Genomic DNA, 16,158 nt, shown 5'->3' on the forward strand with positions numbered 1-16,158 from the left:
TCCGCTGGTCGCACCAACCGGGTGCTCCATCACGACGCCCACCCTCAACGCGCCGAGGGTTCATGCCTTCGGTGACGTGCCCGAGGACGACGTGATCCGGCCTGTAGCCGCTCCGGGGTCGCCGGGGGAGCGGTGAACGGGGCGGGCTGCCGCCCGGTCAGCCAGCGGTGTCGGCCGCGGTCTGTTCCGCGGCTGGCCGGCCGGCCGGACGGCTCCCGCCTGGCTACCGCGCCGCGCCGAGTTCGGCGAGCGCTTCGAGCCGTGCCGGGTGGAGTCGGTCGCGGCGCTGGCGTTGGTTGGCAGCCATGGCGGGACCACGGCGACGTCCGCGGGGACCGGGAGGAGGAGGAACGGAAAGGCCCTGCCGTGGCGATGACGCCGCGGCAGGGCCCTGTGGGGTACGTCGGTCAGGAGGCGGAGGAAGCCGCCTCGTCAAGGGCGACGACCAGCGGATCCGATTCCTCCGCCAGATAGTCGTGCCCCGGGTACTCCAGGTGGAGGTGCCCGGTGACGTCCCCGTCCTCGGCGAAGCCCTCGATGTTGGCTGCGAGGTAGGCCAGAGCCTCCGGCCCGCCCCGCACCTCCAGGGTCTCCCCGTCCGCGAGGACGGAGATCACCGCTTCGGCGGCGTCCGCCTTCTGGAAGACGACGCGCGTCAGCGACCGGCTGTAGGGAGCCGGGTCGGCGACGTGGGAGAGGGCCGTCTCGCCGAGGCCGCCGCGCACCTGCCGCCCGAAGGCGTACAGCTCGGCACGGGATCCCGAGAGCTCCAGCTCCCCGGTCGCAGCACTCACCAGGACGTACAGCATGATCTCCCCTATGTTCCCTTCGGCCACCAGTCACTCGGCCGGATCGTAGCCGGATCGATCGGTGTGTGCGGATCCGCCATCGGACCCTTGTCGATCGTCTTCTTGCCGATCTGGACTTCCAGGTTGAGATGCGGCTTGAGCCGCTGGACGTGCGTGCTGTCCGGGTTCACGTCGAACCGGGCGATCTTCCTGAGTACCCGGCCGCTCTCGTCCGTGTGCTCGGCCATGAACTGGACACCACCGCTGCCGGAGCGCACGATGCGCACCGGACCGCCGCCGCTGACGTGGGCGATGGCGCTGTCGATGGCCTCCTCCATCGAGATGCCGCAGTTGTGGACGAAGGCCGGGGTCTGTCCCGCCACCACGTAGTACGTGTGGTGGTCGGCCACGGTGAGGTTGTGGACCCGCTTCTGCTGGGTCCAGGACCTCACCTGGGTGACCTGGACCCAGCTGCCCGAGGACGTCTGGAGCCAGGAGCCGAACTGTCCGATGCCGAGTGGGAACTCGTGCAGCCGCTGCTGCCCCGGCCGGTGCTGGGGCGGCCACGACTGGACGACCGTACAGTTCTCAACGGGATCGTGCGGAAGTTCCGGACCGGGGTCGCCTGGCGGGACGTGCCCGAGCGATACGGCTCGTGGGCCAGCCTCCACACCCGCTTCCGCCGCTGGGCGATGGACGGAACGTTCGAGCGGATGCTCCAGGCCGCCCAGGCCAACGCTGACGCGGCAGACGACATCGAGTGGCTGGTATCGGTCGACTCCACCATCGTCCGCGCCCACCAGCACGCTGCCGGAGCCCGAAAAAGGGGCTCCGCAGCCCGGCCCGCGGCCGGTCCCGCGGCGGGCTGACCAGCAAGATCCACCTGGCCTGCGACGGGGCGGGCCGGCCGCTCGCGCTCGTGCTGACCGGCGGAAACACCAACGACTGCACCCAGTTCATCACCGTGATGGACGCGATACGGGTGCCCCGGTCCGTGCCCGGCCGGCCCCGGACCAGGCCGGACCACGTCATCGGAGACAAGGGCTACAGCTCGAAAGCCATCCGCACCTGGCTCCGGCGCCGCCGCATCGCCCACACGATTCCCGAGTGGGCCGACCAGATCGCCAACCGGGCCCGGCGAGGCAGCCTCGGCGGCCGCCCGCCGGCTGTCGACCGTCGGATCTACAAGCACCGCAACGTCGTGGAACGGTGCTTCAACCGCCTCAAGCAATGGCGTGGCATCGCCACCAGGTACGACAAGACCGCCCAGTCCTACCAAGCAGCCGTCACCCTCGCATCACTCCTGATGTGGGCGTGACACTTAGACGACAACTCCTGGGCCGTTCTTGGTGCCTGTGCGGCGGAGGTTGGTTATGTACTGGCTGATGGGGCATGGCGTCCTGTCGGGGCGCGAGGTGCCCGATGGCCCGCCGGTAGGCCCGGAGCCCGGCGAGCCAAGCCTCCCAAGCCTCCCAAGCCTCCTCGCCCGGCTCGCACACCATCGACCTCCCCGTGATACGGGAAGGCGTACAGGCTGGTGATCCCGTTTTCGCCCTCCACCGCAGCAGTGCCTGGTAGCCCTCCCGCCATACCAGGAACTCCGGCTGGCAGACCCGGGTGCGCAGGGCAATCGTGGCGGCGTCCCGGAGAAGGAGGGCTGTGTCAGGCAGCTGCGATGCGGGCCAGAAGCGCGTGGACTTCGCCGACGCGGGGGTGCGCCGGATGCAGGTACGGCTCGCAGGCGGCCAGCGCCCGCCGGGCATCTGTCTCCGCCTCGCTGGTGCGGCCCAGGGCGTGCAGTGCCACGGCCCTGGCGAGCTCCAGCTCCCCGCTGGCGTAAGGGGGCAGCTTGGGGAAGGTCCTGCGGGACTCGGCCAGGGCTTCCTCATGGCGCCCCTGCCCGGACAGACTGTGGATGAGCAGCCGGTGCAAGCGGGTCGCCAGTTGCTTCTCGGCCCGCGGCAGATTGCCGCGGGCGATCGTTTCCGCCTCCTCGTACTCGTCCTGCGCGCACAGCGTGTCCCCCAGGCATTTCAGGGCGGACAGTTCGAGTTGCTACACCTCGGTCAGATGCTTGAGCCGCGTCAGCGCCCTTAGGACGACCCGCGCTTCGACCTCCGCCTCAGCGGGGCGTCCTTCATCGATCAGTACCCAGGCGCGGTTCAGCCGTGCGGACAGCAGCAGATCCCGGTTCGCGCCGTCCAACTGCTCCAGTTCCTCGATCAAGGCTTCCTGCTCAGCCAGCACTGCAGCCCGTCGCCCGTGGGCCGCCGCCGCAATGGTGGCGTAATACGTGGCTTGCCAGACGGTCACCGGCCGCCGGTCCCGCCCCCACATACCCTGGCGAGCCGCGATGACAGCCCGCGCCCGCGCCTCGGCCTCTTCGTACCGGCCTTCGCGCACCAGGTGATAGGCGTCGTCGAAAGCTGCTTCGTGCCAGGGCGCCGCAGCCCCCCTCGCCCATGCCGTCCAGGCGGCCGCACTCAACACTCGTCTCCGGGATGTCACGCCCGGGAGACTACGTGCCCTCCGGGGTGGGCCGGAGAGTGGGAGGACCGGGAGACCTGGACGACGGAAGAGTTCGGTACGGCCCACGAAGGGTCGGTCGCCGTACTCCTGGAGGACGGCACGGTGGCGCCGCCGGCGTTCTTCGACACCGGCTCGGGACCGAGCATGTACGAGAGCTCGCATGGGTCCGTCTACGACGGGCGCGTCCGGCACATCCTGCGGGCCGCCGTCCTGCGCGCCACCTGCTCCTGCGGCTGGACCGGGCCCGAACAGCGCCTGGACTGGGACACGATCGGCGAACAGGAGCTGGAGGGCGGCGGCCAGGCACAGGCGGACGCCTGCGAACGCGAGTGGGATGACCACACCGCCGCGGTCGAGGCCGCTACCATCCCCCTGCCCGCAGCCATCACAGGCCTCCTGGAGCAATTGGAGGCCGAGATCGCCACCCTCACCCAGACCTCCCCGCTCGCCGCGGTCCGCGCGGCCCGCTGCACGGAAGTCACCGCCCGGCAGGCCGGCTACTACGCCGCACGCGGCGTCCGCGAGGACGCCGACCCCGAACGCGCCGCACAAGCCCTCGGCCTTGACGAAGCCAGCGCCCGGACCGAACTCGCCCGCCTCGGCCGCTGGAACCCCTACCACGCCTGACCGACCTCGCACGCCGGCGCCCTGCACCGAGTCAGGTCTGTGACCCGCCAGGCCCGAGCGCGGCCCGCACCGTCGAGATGGCTGCCGCCAAGTGCGATAACCGTCCCGTGCTGTTGTGGGCGCATCGGGAGTTGCCGCACGGGGCAATCAGCCGGGGCCGGGCTACGACCTTGGCTGCTTCAGGCGAGCCGCCGGTTGAGCCCGGCCGGATGCTGGCGGACACACTTTCAGCAGGTCACCCTCAGGGTGCGCATGGGCGATTGCGGCTGGTGGGCAGGCTCCGACCGGCCTCAAGGACGCGTCGGAAGGATCCGGACATGCTGACCCGTCGTGAACGCATCGCGGTTGACGGATTTCTCCTGGCCCTGCTCGTGGCCGCCGCCGGCTGGGGCGTGGGCACCTATGGACACGGCCGCACCGCACAGGTCCTGCTCTGCACGAGTGTGCTGATCGTGCTCGTCACGGGCTACCGGACGGTGATGGACGGCCTGGTCCTCAAGCGCACCCCAGCGTCGCCCCGGATCCCGGTGTCCGAGGAGGTCCGGCGCCACGCCGCCCGCCAGGCAGGCCGCGACCCGGACGCCTGACCGCGCCCGGCGAAGACCGTCGTCCCTTGCCGAACGCGGCTGGCCGGGATCAGGACGCGGGTTCGTAGACGACGTTGGTGGTCGTACAGTCCTCGGCGAGCCCGAGGAGTGCCTGGCGCTCGTCCTCGTCGACGGCCAAGTCCCAACGCAGCTTGGTGGCGACCCAGGTCGCAGCGTAGGTGCAGTGGTAGGAGCCGAGGGCAGCCACTCCGCCGGGTCCTTGTCGGCCTTGGACCGGTTGGAGGCGGCGGAGACCGCGATCAGCGTGTCCGGCGAGGCCTGGTCGTTCGCGTACGCCTCCCGCCGCACCGCCGACCACGGCACCTGCTCAGCTGGCGGGGAGCGTCATTCGAAGAGTGCCGTATTCCGCTCCGACCTCGTATCCGAAGACGGGTGTGTCCGTCCACGCCTACAGCAAAGCGTCCACCTTGCCGATGAGTTCTGCTGGGATGGCGCCGGGTGTGATCACCAGGTCGAAGTTGTACCCCTGATCGCAGAAGATCACTTCGATGGACCCTGGCACGCAGTCACGGAATATGCAGGCGATCTGGGCCGCGTCGGTGAAGGCGGCATCGATGTAGAGGCACGTGCCGTCCGTATCCAGGTAGGTCTCAGCTGAGCCACAGGTCGTCTGGAAGCTCCACGCGAAGCCCCGAGCCTCGCTTCGGATGGTCGGATCGATGACCGTGTCGGCCCAGATACCCTGGAGCACGGGAGTGAGGGCTGAAGGCTCGAAACGCCAGGTGGTGCTGGAGTCGTCGAACAGAACCAGGAACGTCGCCATGCTCGTTGTCCACCAGGCCAGCGAATGGCCATGTCAGTCGTGTGTCGCTGTCACTGGTGAGCGAGGATCGGTTGGTTCAACGCCAGCCACTATGGCGAGGCTCCGAGTACTCGCCGAATGGTGGGTCATATGGCTCCCCGTCCTCGGTGGTCACCACGTAGTCCGGCTCGGTTCTCGAAGCCGCTTCCCACAGGCGGATGACAAGGTCGGCGACGGGCACGACACGAAGCGACAGGGCCGCGGCCACTTGGGCGCGCTCCTCGGTGATCTCCGGGTTGCCGCGGGCCAGGTACCGTTCGAGGTGCTGGGCAGAGACCTGCATGACCTCTAGATCGCCCCCGCCGGAGAACCCAAGACAGTCACGCCATTCAAGCCCGATGATGATCTCAAGCGCGTCCGCCAAGTCGTTGGCAATCAGCCCACCCTCTCCTTCGGAACTCGCGAACACCACCGGCCGACGGCCGCCCTCCTCAGCACACAGGAAGTACGCCCCGCCAGCGGACTCGCCGGCTATGGGCTCCAGCGGTGCATCCGAGGCAAGCCTCAACCCCTCGCCGTGATACTTCCGCCCGATGTCGAAGCCGAACGACGTCCGCAGCAGCAAATCGATCTCCGGGGTGCTCCGGATCAGGTCGAGCAGATGATCACTTGAGGTCATGGCTGGACGATATCGGGCGCCTCTGACAGGTGAGGCGAGGCGGCCCCCCCCGGCGTGTGCCAGGCGGATGCGGTCGGGGCGGCCCGCGAACAGGTAGAAGAGCGACTCGGGCGTGTAGCCGGGGCGGCGGAACCAGTTCCTCACCTTCGTCCCCATACCCATGTCGTCGGCGATCTCCCCCAGAACGTCTTCGGTGTTCTGGTAGACGTGTGGTCCGCGCAGGCGGCCGACGGATCTGTTCATCATGAAGTCCTCGAGCACGGACACGCCGCTCGCGCTGATGCTGTCGGACCAGTCCCGCAGCGACTGGGAGCCGGTGAAGATGTCGTTGACAGCGTTTGTCCCCTGAACGTGGTGCCATAGGTCAAGGAGAGTCGCGTGACGGCCAGGTCCCTTCAGTTCCGCCGCGACGTTCGCGAAGAAGCGGCCCGTGAGTACTGCGTTGCGCCTGACGTCAACCGGGACCTGCGTACCGAGCACGGCGAGTGCCCCTTCGCGCAGCAGTAGGTCGGTCACGGTCACGGCTCCGGCTCCGCGAGGTGCGACATGGCAGGCGCTGAGCAGCACCACGGGAGGTGCATGGGCGGGGCCGAGGCCAAGTCCAACGCAGACCCGGTCGCCTATGACGAGACCTGCGACGTTGCCATTGAACGAGCCGTGCGCACTGATGACGAGGAATTCGGGTGCGTGCTCGATGACGGCTCGGCGCAGTGCGTCGACCGTATCGATCTCGACCGTGTCGACCTTGAGGGCGTCGCCTGCTGGCTGCATGGTCTCCATCGCAACCGACCAGCCCAGGCGGGAGAGCTGGCCGACGTGGTCGCTGGCGGGGATGCACTCGGCAATCAGGACCCGAACCGAGCCGCTGAGGTTGACGCTGGAACGGGTGTTGATTTCGTGCTGGATCGTACGGGCCAGGGGGAGGAGCGGACGATAGGTGATGGGCAGCCGGGCGGCCAGAGGGGATGTATCGCCGGGCATGGTCAGCAGACCGAGAGGGAAGTTGGAGAACACGGTCAGCCGTGACGCCCGCTTGATCAGCTCGATGGTGTCTTCGCTCCACAGAGAGCTGGTGGCCTCGTTGAGTCTCGTCAGCAGCTTGCGGACAGTGGCCGGGCTCTCGGTACGGGTGAGGGTGAAGTGCCGTTCGAGTTCGGAGAGTGCGATGAAGCCTTGTGCGGGGACGTCCGGCATCATCAGTCCAAGCCCGCTGGTCGCCACGGCGTGATGCGTAGCGGCAAACTCGATAGCACACCGTTCTACCTGACGGTCGGACCGCTCGTGCATGGTCACCGACCAGACGTCGTGTGGCTCGTCCTGAGTATCAGCGGCGTGCATACGGGCGCGTACTGGGCCGCTGTAGACGGTGCGTGAATATGCGGGTGCTACTCCTGGCAGTGCAAGCATCAGAGGGAATCGGAGGCGTCTCGGCTCTTCGGCCATGGTGCGCTCGAAGTGGTCGTCGAGATCCGGCAGCGTCCCCTCGTCCTCCATACGGGCGACCGTAGCGAGGACTGCCTGCCCGAGTACGGCACGGGAAACGGGACCATCGGTGCCGTGTCCTGATGGGGGCTCGGCTTGATCTGCGGTCCATCCCATCTGCCGCGCTAGCCGGCGGTGGGGCAGCAGGGTGGGAGCCAAGTCCAGGCGCCGGGTCAGGGCGAGATTCTGTCCCAGGGGCTCGATGCCCGGGATGAAATGGCGGTGAACAGCTTCCCACTGCGCTGTGAGGTTCTCATCGGTCAAGGACCCATAGCCTGTTACGGGCAGGGCGAAGCCCATCGGCTCGGAGCGTGCACTAGCCTCCTCCAGCAGCTCGTCGGGACACACCACCAGCGTTCGGTGAGATCCCTGCAAGAACCCGTCGACGTAGCGCTGCTCAAACACGTCTATCGGCAGGAGCAGGATGTGGTGGCCGTTGTTCACCTCGTGGGCCGCTTTGAGGAGCGGGGCGCGCATGGCGACGAGATCCATCAGGGTGCTCGGCAGGTGCAGGGTGTACCAGAGCCCGGGAAGGGCAGCTGCGACGGTCCGCGATATTCCATGGGGCAGCGTGACCAGCCTGCTGCCGGCCTCGTCGACCTGCTCGGCCAAAAGGGGCGAGTACCGGTGACTGGTCCCGCCCACATCCGCCGGGCACACAACCACGTACCCCAGGGGCTGATCAAAGGCAGAGCGCAGGTCCTGGGCATTCGGCACCGATGGGTTCGACATTCCCGTGATGCTGCCAGGCCCCAGGCGGACCCGTCAGTAGATTCGGCTGTGCACCCACGGGACAAGACGCACCCCGTTCCCAAATACGGGACGGTTAGTCACTTTTCGCGATGCTGTCCCGGTCCTTGAGTCCCTGCCATGCCCGCACGTTCCAGTCCTGGGAGAAGACGAGGATGACGGGCCTGATGCTGTCGGTTGTGGTGATCTTGATGCGGTCGTAGGGCAGACTGCGGTCGATCTCCACGATCTCAGACGGCGGGTACTGACGGTCTCTGACATCGTCCCAGAAAAGGGAGACCCCACCGCTGGCCAAAGGCACCGCCCATCCATGGACGCCTGCCTCCCAGAGACCGACTGGCATGCACAACGCCGGTGCGGGCGCCCCGCAGATGCCGGGAGCGCCATCAGCGGGACCCGCGTGTTCCACGCCGCTGCCACGGGATTCCAACGCCGGCCTTCATACAGCCATGCCCCTGCGAGAATCACGGCCAACCCGATCCATGAGAATCCGCTAGTCAGGTCGTCGAGACCCCAAGCTATGAGGCCGAGAACGACACAGGCGCTGCCAGTCTGGCTTGCGTATGCGACGCGTTGGCCGGGTGCCAGCCGGTTGTTGCGGTCTCTTGCCACTCTCGCTCCTTGGGGCGCGCTCGGTGCACTCAAGGCCGCATTGTCGCCCCTATGGGTCACGGGAGGATCCCTCGGGGGACTCTTCGCTGGCGGTCGACGTACAGCCGCAAGCGACGCTGGCGGTCGACGTACAGCCGCAAGCGACACCTCCCAAACCGGCTGTATCACGCGGCTTCGACCCGTGGTCAGCGCGGCGGCGCGGTCAGACGGGCTTCGAGGTAGGCGGTCCAGTCGGTGGCGGCGCGTTGTCGCCAGTGGGCGGCGGTGACGGGGTGGAGGCCGAGCATCGGACCGAGGACCGCCGGGGGAAGATCCTGGGCGAGGGTGACGAGGGCGGTGGCCCGGGCGGGCCGGTTGGGGATCTGGTGGGCTGCCAGGCGGCGGCCGAGCACGGTGGCGGAGAGGTGCTGTCCGGGACGGCCTCCGGGAAACAGCCAGCCCCGAGAGGTGTTCGCCGCCCAGTTGGTGGGCGGCGGGCGGTTCGTGAGGTCGGCCAGCAGGCCGCCCAGGAGGGCGGGCAGGGGGATGGGGGTGCGGTCGAGGGTCAGGAAGGTGTCCTCGCCGGCGGTAGTCACGGCGTGAGTGGTCAGAGCGGTGATCCGGGTCAGGTGCTGGCCGAACAGGAGGAGGATCGATCCGGCTCCGCGGACTTCGAGCGGCAGGTCGGTATCGGTGAGGCACTGGTGGAGGAGTTCCCAGTGGGAGTCTTCGTCCATCGCGACCGGGGCCTTCTTCGGCCAGTGTGGGACGTCGAGGGTTCGGGCGTGCCCGCGGCGGGTGGCCCAGACGATGAAGTCGCGGACGGCGAAGCGGGTTCCAGGGTTTACCGCGAGCCAGGTGTCGACCTCGTGCTGGGTCACTTCCTGCAGGAGCAGCCCGCGCGCGGTCATCGCGCTCAGGAACTCGGCGGCTCGGTTGATGCGGGCGTAGGCGCCGCGGGCCCGGCCGAGGAACCCGCCGCCGCGCAGCCGCTCGTGGCGGCGGGCGCGCGGTAGCAGCGACCAGCGCACGTAGGAGCGGAGCAGGAGGGCGTGCTCGGGGTGGCGGGCGGCAACCCGTTGGAGGTGGCGCTCAATCCGGGCGGACAGCTCGTCGCCGCTCGGGCAGTACCTGGTAGGCGGTGAGGAGGCCGTGCAGGTACTCCGCAGTCCGGGCGGCGGCCCGGCCTTCGACCGCGGTGAGGTCGAGATCGGTGTGGGTGACGGGCCGGCCGGTGGCCACCAGGTCGGCGAGCAGGCGGGCGGAGTGGGAGTTGCGCAGCCAGGTCAGAACGGTGCCGGGCTCCGGACTGTCGGCCAGAGCCGCACGCATGTGCGCGTATGGTCCGCCGTCGGGGACGGTGGAGAACAGCACAGTGAGCCGATCATGCACCGCGCATCGGTCGCATACCCCTCTGACCTGGTATGAGCGGGGTTCGGTGCAGCGTGGGCACGCATGCGGATCTGGGTGCCCGTCGCAGGGTCCGCAGACTCGGCGCCCCTCCGCGCGGGCGATCAGCACACGGTGCTGGCCGCATCCCGGACACGAGGCGGGATGGCGGCGGGCCTCGCGGTAGCACGGCTTACAGACCGGCCCGAGCGGCCACCGGGCGCACACCGGTGTCCGGTCCCCGCACAAGGCGCACGACGCGAGAGGACGGGGACGGCAGTTCGCGCACGGATCCATGAAGGAGCGGTTCCCGCAGACTGAGCAGGCCCGGCCGGTTGAGAGCTGATCCCGGCGGCAGGGCCCACAGGTCTTGTGGCTCGGGCGGGGTCGGGTCTCCCCGCAGGCCTTGCAAGGGCCGACGTCGGACTGGGCGGCCAGGACGCCCTCGCAGCCGAGACAGACTCTGCCGCCGGGCACCGACCGGCGCAGCGGCCGAACACGGCCGCACCGCAGTCAGGCCGGTGCCTGTACCCCAGCGACACCCATGGAGGTGAGGGTAGTGATGAGGGCCTGGACCGACCGAGGGGCGAGGCAGGACCCGCTGACCAGAGCGTCGGGGTGTGCTGCGAGGTGAGTGCGGATCCGCCCCCGGGCTGAAGGGGTCAGCCCGGCCACGATCCGGGCCGCCTCATCCGGCACGAGATCAGGCAGGAACCGGGCGATCCGCTCCGCGAGTTCCTCCCACGAGCCCCGAGCGGGCACCGGGCCGCTCACTGGTCGCCCGGGCGCAGGACGCGAACCCGGCGGGCAGGAGGAGCCTTCGCCGTGCCCGCGCTCTCGCCGGTCGCGGTCGGCTTCGCGACCTGAACGCGGGTCTCGACTACCTCGATCAGGTCGGCAGGGGTGACGCCGAAGATGCCGCAGAGGGCGGCGAGGGTATCCATCGACAGCCGTTGCGGAGGCTGGGTAACCAGCCGGAACACCTGCTCCCGCGACAGGTGAACCCCGTACTCGGCCAGCAAGGGGACCAGATCGGTGGTCTGATACATGTCCCGCTCCGCCATCAGCCGACGCAGATTCCATGTGAACCCCATCCTCTTCATCACCGCGGCAACACCCTTCCTTCAGCGGGCTCCAGTCGTTTGTGGATCGAGGCCTCGATCAGTCGGTTGCGGTACTCGTCCGACACCCACGTGTACAGAGCGGTCGTCGCCGCGTAGGAATGGCCGACCTGCTCCTAGACGAACCGCTCCGGATATCCGAACTCGATCAGGTGCGTGATGTAGGTGTGCCGCAGGCAGTGCAGATCCAGCTCTGCGGGCACGCCCGCGTGCTCGCGGAGGGTGGAGAAGATTCTCGTCAAGGCGCCGGCCTCCGAGCCGGCCACGGCGCTCAGAGACCCACAGGGCGGGGTGCCGGCCGGGGGAGAACCCGCACCGGGCCTCATCGACCCACTCCAGGACGACTGGGACGATCCAGTCGAGCTCGGGCACGGTCAGCACGGTCCTGCGCTTCGGCGGACTCCCTCGGGACGCCTTCCCGTACCGGACTTCGAGGGCACCGAGCCGCCCGTACTGGGGTGCGTGGGGGTTGTGCCGCAGGTCCGGCAGGTCGAGCATCGAAGTCTCCCGGCGCCGGGTCCCGTACGCGTAGACCTGCTTGACCAGAACCGAGTCCCGCCAAGCGGCGAGCACCCCCTTGCGGCCCCGCTTGCGGATCTGTTCCACCCGGTCGTCCGCCGCGTCGAAAAGCGTCTGGAGCTCGTCGTAGGTGAACGCGCGCCGGCCGGGACGCCCCTCGTAGGGGGCGACGTGCTGGGCGGTGTTCCAGTCGTGGCACGCCTGGACCGGGAACCGGCCGAACTCCTCCAGGCAGCCCGATGCCCATCCATATCGCCCGTCGGTAATGAACGCGCAGAACATCTCCAGAGAGCCCTGTTGTCCTCGCACCGTGGACCAGGCGAGTTCACCGCGGGAGAGCCGCACCGAGAAGTACGCCTCGACGTCCTCGGGCGTCCAGTCCCACGGATACGTGCCTGTGAACTCGGCGAAGCGACGTACCAGGCTCAGCCGGTCCATGATCGTCTTCGTCGTTAGAAGTCGGCTCCGCTGTTGGTCCTGCCACCCGCGCAGCATGGCGTCGAACATGGCGGGCTCCGGGTCCAGAGCGCGGACGTTGCCTGCGCGGACCAGCCGGATCGCACCCGGCACGTCTGCCACACCCACGCCACACCTCCGACGGTTGCACCGAATGCAACATCGTGGCGTCGGATACTCCACCCCAGGTCCAGAACCCCACACCCTCACCTGGACGAGTGACACCCCCGTTCTCGGGCCGCACCGCGCCGCCTGCGAAAGCGGCGGAATGATGCGTCCAGCCCAACTCCGCCTACTTAGAGTCGTACACCTCCGCCAACGGGACAAAATGGTCCACATCCAGCCGGGCCGCGTCCGTGACCACCACGTCGTCGTAGGCGCTGCGCCAGGAGCCGCCGGTCAGCTTGCAGCCGGCCGCGACCTGCGGCGCCACGACGGCCTCGGCGAGGATGACTTCCTTGCGGGTGTCGCAGCCGTCCCCGGCGTTGAGGCCCTTGTTCCAGTGCTTGTACAGGTCCCGCTTGTAGCCTTCGCGGTGCTCGACGGCGACCGGGAGCTGGTCGATCGCTTCGAACAGCGGTAGCGGAGCCCGCCGTGCGGCCGGGCCGGCAACACCGGCGGCCGTCTGTGGCGCCGTGGCGGAGGGGGCAGAGTGCGCGGCCGGAGCGGCGAGGACGGGGAGGGCGCAGAGGGCGAGCGCGGGCAGGCCGCGCAGCATCAACTTCTTGATCACAAAGGCCGGTGTAGCGGGCCCGGCCCCTGCCTCAACAGGCCCTCGGCGGACAACTCACTCGTGCGGGTGCCCGTATTCACCGAAGAAACGGCCCTGCTGCCTACTCAGCGAAGGTCCGCGGCGGCGCCATCGCCGACCAGGGGCGGCGCGCCATGGTGCTGCCCGACGTGAGGCGCTCCGCCACTGCGCACCCTGAACCGGGTGGCCCGCACCGTCACCGCCGCTGCGATCCGGCTGAGGCTTAGGACGTGATCCGCTGGGCAGGACCCGACTGCTACTCGATGGTGATGTCTTCGTAGGTGATCGTCACCTGCTCCGTCGCGGGTCCGGAGGCGGAGGCGTCCAGCGACGGCCCCTCCCAACGCGATGCCCAGGCGTTGCTGAGGTGGATGCGGCGGACGGTCTGCTTCCTTGCATCCTTCAACGCGATGGTGATGTTCTGGCGCTCGGCGTCGAGGTCGGCGTTGACGAGGGTGGACTTGATCCAGTCGGTGAACGCCGTGCTCTTGTCCATGCCGCGGGTGATCGTGACCTCGCCGGTCTGGCGCGCCCCCTGCTGCTTGCGAACGAGCGGGTCACCGGTCGGTGAGACCTGCCGGACCTCCACCACGTCCTGCTCCAGCTGGAGTCCCGAGACGCTCTGGACGGTTTCGACCTGGAACTTCCCCAACTCGATGGCGAAGGTCCTGCTGCTGACGCTGTCACCGGTCAACACGATGTACGCCTCCCACTGCCTCAAAGGTGAACGGCCGACGGTCATCTCCTCCAGCCCGCCGCCGTGTGCCTCACGCCATGAGCGCAAGGAGGTCACATGATCCACCGCACAGGTCCCAGGGCTGAGGCTCCCGCTCTGACCGAGCGCCAACTCACCCGTCTGGATGCTCCGATTCACCGAAGAAACGCGCCTGCTCCATCAGCTGCGTCACGGTCGAGGTACCCGCCTTCGCCCGGACTCCGGCTGACGTCCGCGTACACGAGCAGCTGTACTCCTGCCTCACCGGGGGTACGTCGCATCCGGCACGGACCGGACGACAGGAAGAGGGCCGAGATCCGCTGGGCGGCTTCGAGTGCGGCCTTCTCCTGGTCCCGGATCTCGATCGTGATCACGCTCTCGTCGCTCATACCCCAGCAACCGCCTGCGGCCGGGCGAGGTTCTCGCGCCTGGGTGAGGATCACACCATCGAGCCCCCGCAAGTCCCCGGCCGGGGTGGCGGCGGCGCTTTGCGGCCAATCTCGACAATGCCGGGTGGCGGCCGACGGACGGCCGGTAGTTTCGCCGCCATGACGATTCTTGAGCTCAAGCGCCGTCCGCCCTCATCACCTCCGCCGGGACGCCCTCCGTCCAGCACGGCCCCGGACAAGAATCCGCCGTTCCCGCCGAACGACCCGCAGAACCCGCCGAAGCCCAACCCACAGAGCTGACCGGCATGCGCGTGGACCGGCTCCCGTACGAGGAGCTGCCCGAACCCACCCGCCAAGCCCTCCAACAGCGGTTCGGCGCGCACTGCCGGAGAGCGGACATGGAAACGGGAAACAGTACGGCTTTCGCCTCATTGTACTTCCCGGCCGCAGGGGCCACGGAGTTCGTGAAGGGGCTGCCGCTGGATCACGAGCGGATCGGCGAGCTGGAAGCCGAGGCCACGGTGAATCCGTTCCTGCCCGACTTCGCCCCGAAGGTGTTGTGGCGACAGGTGGCGGGTGGCTGGCTCCTGATCGGCTTCCAGGGCCTGACGGCAACCCCGTGGGCCTGGTTCGCCGACGACAGCGACCACCTGGAGCCGGTCGCCGCAGCCCTGCACGAACTGAGTCTGCTGCCCGCGCCTGACGAAGTGCGGCTGACGCCGTGGGAACGCTGGGGCGAGTACTGCGACCCCGCCGACGAAGGCCTCCTGATGGGGGACCGGCTGGTGCATTCGGACCCGGCCGCCACCAACTTCATGGTCGAGCGCAGCGGCCGGGCATGGATGATCGACTGGGCGTGGGCCATGCGCGGCCCCGCATGGATCGACGCCACGCTGTGGGGATTCCGCCTGGTCCTGGACGGCAAGCAGAGCGTCGAAGACGCTGCGCGCTGGGCCCGGGCCATTCCCGCCTTCGCCAAGGCTCCTCGCGAGGGGGTGCGGGTCTTGGCGGAGGCGGAGGCCCGTTCCTGGGAGGACTGGCGCGAGCACGGGATGACCGAGCTGGACGAGACGATCACAGCCGCCCGCGCATGGGCCGCGCACTGGCGTTGACGCCCCCCCGGGGCCCCGGTGCTCGCCCTCACGAACGCCTTGCGCATCACAGCGCAGCGGTCCCGACCCAGCGGCTGCGCGTCCGCGCACCGTCCCCCACCGTGTTCCGGCAAGGCGGTCGGCCCGCTACCGTCACGGCGACTGGGCGTTGCTGGAGGCCCGCCAACGGGTCAGTGGTGGAGGTAGTCGTTGAGGTAGGTGCGGGCGGCGGTTTCGCTCGTGCCGAGGGCGGTCGCCACGTCCTTGAGCGGTACGTCGAGGGCGGCGAGTTCGTACGCGGCGTCCTGGCCGGTCTTGGAGATGACGTACCGCAGGTCGGCGAGCGCCTTCAGCACGACTAGCGGTTCCTTGACGGCGAGGACATCGAGTTGACGGAGGGTGCGGGCTCCGCGTAGTTGAACGCCGAGTGCACAGTGGTCCGGCCGAGCCCCGCCCTCCGGGCCAGCTCGCTCATACCCAACCCGGCACGGGCTCGTCCGTCGGATAGCCGGTTCCGAAGCTCGTCCAGCGCGGCCCTCCACACACCACCCGTCTCTCCCACCGGTCCTCCCGACGTGTTCACCGGTGTTCATTCTCCTCCGGTGAACCATGGCGAACACCGACTTCGAGACCTTCGGTCACACAAGCCCAAACGACCATCGGAGCCCGCCGTGACCGACCTCGTCCTTGTTCTCCTCGCCATCGCGATCGTCGCGATTCTCGCCCTACTCGCCGGGGCTGGCGCAGCCAAACTTGCCCGCCTGGATGGCGCCACCTACCCCGCCGCCATCAAGCACGCTGCCGCTGCCTTTGCAGCTGTCCTCGCCCTCGCGTCCACCGTCTCCGCTGCCCTGACCACTCTGCGATCGTGAGGCTTGCGCCGACAAGGCGTGCGGGAGTGAGACCCGGTGCTCCGGTTTTCCGGGGCGCA

19 protein-coding genes and 2 pseudogenes are annotated in these 16,158 nt (G+C 68.8%); 5 read left to right on the forward strand and 16 right to left on the reverse strand.

Annotated elements, in window-relative coordinates; all coding sequences use genetic code 11:
- Window positions 1–407: 407 nt before the first annotated feature.
- Both ACFYXV_RS29210 and ACFYXV_RS29215 read right to left on the reverse strand, forming a co-directional pair.
- Window positions 408–794, reverse strand: a complete 387-nt coding sequence (locus ACFYXV_RS29210; protein ID WP_389384485.1) for a hypothetical protein — start codon at window positions 792–794, stop codon at window positions 408–410.
- Between the two features lie 23 nt (window positions 795–817).
- Window positions 818–1,240 (reverse strand): hypothetical protein, encoded by a 423-nt coding sequence (locus ACFYXV_RS29215; protein ID WP_389384486.1) that lies wholly within the window; start codon window positions 1,238–1,240, stop codon window positions 818–820.
- 33 nt (window positions 1,241–1,273) lie between these two features.
- On the opposite strand from ACFYXV_RS29215, the pseudogene ACFYXV_RS29220 reads away from it, so the two are divergent.
- Window positions 1,274–2,106 (forward strand): annotated as a pseudogene (locus ACFYXV_RS29220) (IS5 family transposase).
- A gap of 344 nt (window positions 2,107–2,450) precedes the next feature.
- Here the strand turns inward: ACFYXV_RS29220 and ACFYXV_RS29225 are convergent.
- A complete protein-coding gene (locus tag ACFYXV_RS29225) occupies window positions 2,451–2,720 on the reverse strand; it encodes a hypothetical protein (RefSeq protein ID WP_389384487.1) in 270 nt (89 codons plus the stop codon).
- Between the two features lie 123 nt (window positions 2,721–2,843).
- A complete protein-coding gene (locus ACFYXV_RS29230; protein WP_389384488.1) occupies window positions 2,844–3,275 on the reverse strand; it encodes a hypothetical protein in 432 nt (143 codons plus the stop codon).
- Window positions 3,276–3,419: 144 nt separating this feature from the next.
- On the opposite strand from ACFYXV_RS29230, the gene ACFYXV_RS29235 reads away from it, so the two are divergent.
- Together ACFYXV_RS29235 and ACFYXV_RS29240 are read left to right on the forward strand one after the other, a co-directional pair.
- Entirely contained in the window at window positions 3,420–3,944 is a 525-nt protein-coding gene (locus ACFYXV_RS29235) for a hypothetical protein (protein ID WP_389384489.1), read from the forward strand.
- A gap of 317 nt (window positions 3,945–4,261) precedes the next feature.
- Entirely contained in the window at window positions 4,262–4,531 is a 270-nt protein-coding gene (locus ACFYXV_RS29240; RefSeq protein WP_389384490.1) for a hypothetical protein, read from the forward strand.
- A 49-nt stretch (window positions 4,532–4,580) separates the two neighbouring features.
- Here the strand turns inward: ACFYXV_RS29240 and ACFYXV_RS29245 are convergent.
- From ACFYXV_RS29245 to ACFYXV_RS29295, 11 genes and pseudogenes are all read right to left on the reverse strand, one after another.
- Window positions 4,581–4,849, reverse strand: a pseudogene (locus ACFYXV_RS29245) (HNH endonuclease); the annotation flags it as partial.
- Between the two features lie 91 nt (window positions 4,850–4,940).
- Entirely contained in the window at window positions 4,941–5,315 is a 375-nt protein-coding gene (locus ACFYXV_RS29250) for a hypothetical protein (protein WP_389384491.1), read from the reverse strand.
- Between the two features lie 76 nt (window positions 5,316–5,391).
- Window positions 5,392–8,187, reverse strand: a complete 2,796-nt coding sequence (locus tag ACFYXV_RS29255; RefSeq protein WP_389384492.1) for a CHAT domain-containing protein — start codon at window positions 8,185–8,187, stop codon at window positions 5,392–5,394.
- A 94-nt stretch (window positions 8,188–8,281) separates the two neighbouring features.
- Entirely contained in the window at window positions 8,282–8,506 is a 225-nt protein-coding gene (locus ACFYXV_RS29260; protein WP_389384493.1) for a hypothetical protein, read from the reverse strand.
- Window positions 8,507–9,002: 496 nt separating this feature from the next.
- Window positions 9,003–9,827 carry a hypothetical protein gene (locus ACFYXV_RS29265; RefSeq protein ID WP_389384494.1) on the reverse strand — a complete coding sequence of 275 codons (825 nt, stop codon included), beginning with the start codon at window positions 9,825–9,827 and terminating at the stop codon, window positions 9,003–9,005.
- A 61-nt stretch (window positions 9,828–9,888) separates the two neighbouring features.
- The gene (locus ACFYXV_RS29270) at window positions 9,889–10,128 is read right to left on the reverse strand and encodes a hypothetical protein (protein WP_389384495.1); all 240 of its coding nucleotides are present in this window, start codon (window positions 10,126–10,128) and stop codon (window positions 9,889–9,891) included.
- An 827-nt stretch (window positions 10,129–10,955) separates the two neighbouring features.
- Entirely contained in the window at window positions 10,956–11,291 is a 336-nt protein-coding gene (locus ACFYXV_RS29275) for a helix-turn-helix domain-containing protein (RefSeq protein WP_389384496.1), read from the reverse strand.
- Window positions 11,292–11,422: 131 nt separating this feature from the next.
- The gene (locus ACFYXV_RS29280) at window positions 11,423–11,548 is read right to left on the reverse strand and encodes a hypothetical protein (RefSeq protein WP_389384497.1); all 126 of its coding nucleotides are present in this window, start codon (window positions 11,546–11,548) and stop codon (window positions 11,423–11,425) included.
- A gap of 1,025 nt (window positions 11,549–12,573) precedes the next feature.
- Window positions 12,574–13,014, reverse strand: a complete 441-nt coding sequence (locus tag ACFYXV_RS29285) for a hypothetical protein (protein WP_389384498.1) — start codon at window positions 13,012–13,014, stop codon at window positions 12,574–12,576.
- A 274-nt stretch (window positions 13,015–13,288) separates the two neighbouring features.
- Window positions 13,289–13,729 carry a phage tail protein gene (locus ACFYXV_RS29290; RefSeq protein ID WP_389384522.1) on the reverse strand — a complete coding sequence of 147 codons (441 nt, stop codon included), beginning with the start codon at window positions 13,727–13,729 and terminating at the stop codon, window positions 13,289–13,291.
- A 173-nt stretch (window positions 13,730–13,902) separates the two neighbouring features.
- Window positions 13,903–14,136 carry a DUF6207 family protein gene (locus tag ACFYXV_RS29295; RefSeq protein ID WP_389384499.1) on the reverse strand — a complete coding sequence of 78 codons (234 nt, stop codon included), beginning with the start codon at window positions 14,134–14,136 and terminating at the stop codon, window positions 13,903–13,905.
- A 305-nt stretch (window positions 14,137–14,441) separates the two neighbouring features.
- On the opposite strand from ACFYXV_RS29295, the gene ACFYXV_RS29300 reads away from it, so the two are divergent.
- Window positions 14,442–15,248, forward strand: a complete 807-nt coding sequence (locus ACFYXV_RS29300; RefSeq protein ID WP_389384500.1) for an aminoglycoside phosphotransferase — start codon at window positions 14,442–14,444, stop codon at window positions 15,246–15,248.
- Between the two features lie 170 nt (window positions 15,249–15,418).
- On the opposite strand, the gene ACFYXV_RS29305 is transcribed toward ACFYXV_RS29300, so the two are convergent.
- Window positions 15,419–15,583, reverse strand: a complete 165-nt coding sequence (locus tag ACFYXV_RS29305; protein WP_389384501.1) for a hypothetical protein — start codon at window positions 15,581–15,583, stop codon at window positions 15,419–15,421.
- Window positions 15,584–15,898: 315 nt separating this feature from the next.
- On the opposite strand from ACFYXV_RS29305, the gene ACFYXV_RS29310 reads away from it, so the two are divergent.
- Window positions 15,899–16,099 carry a hypothetical protein gene (locus ACFYXV_RS29310; protein WP_389384502.1) on the forward strand — a complete coding sequence of 67 codons (201 nt, stop codon included), beginning with the start codon at window positions 15,899–15,901 and terminating at the stop codon, window positions 16,097–16,099.
- Window positions 16,100–16,158 lie beyond the last annotated feature (59 nt).

Origin of the sequence: Streptomyces sp. NPDC002181 (genome assembly GCF_042890485.1) — a bacterium.
Taxonomy (GTDB): Bacteria; Actinomycetota; Actinomycetes; order Streptomycetales; family Streptomycetaceae; genus Streptomyces.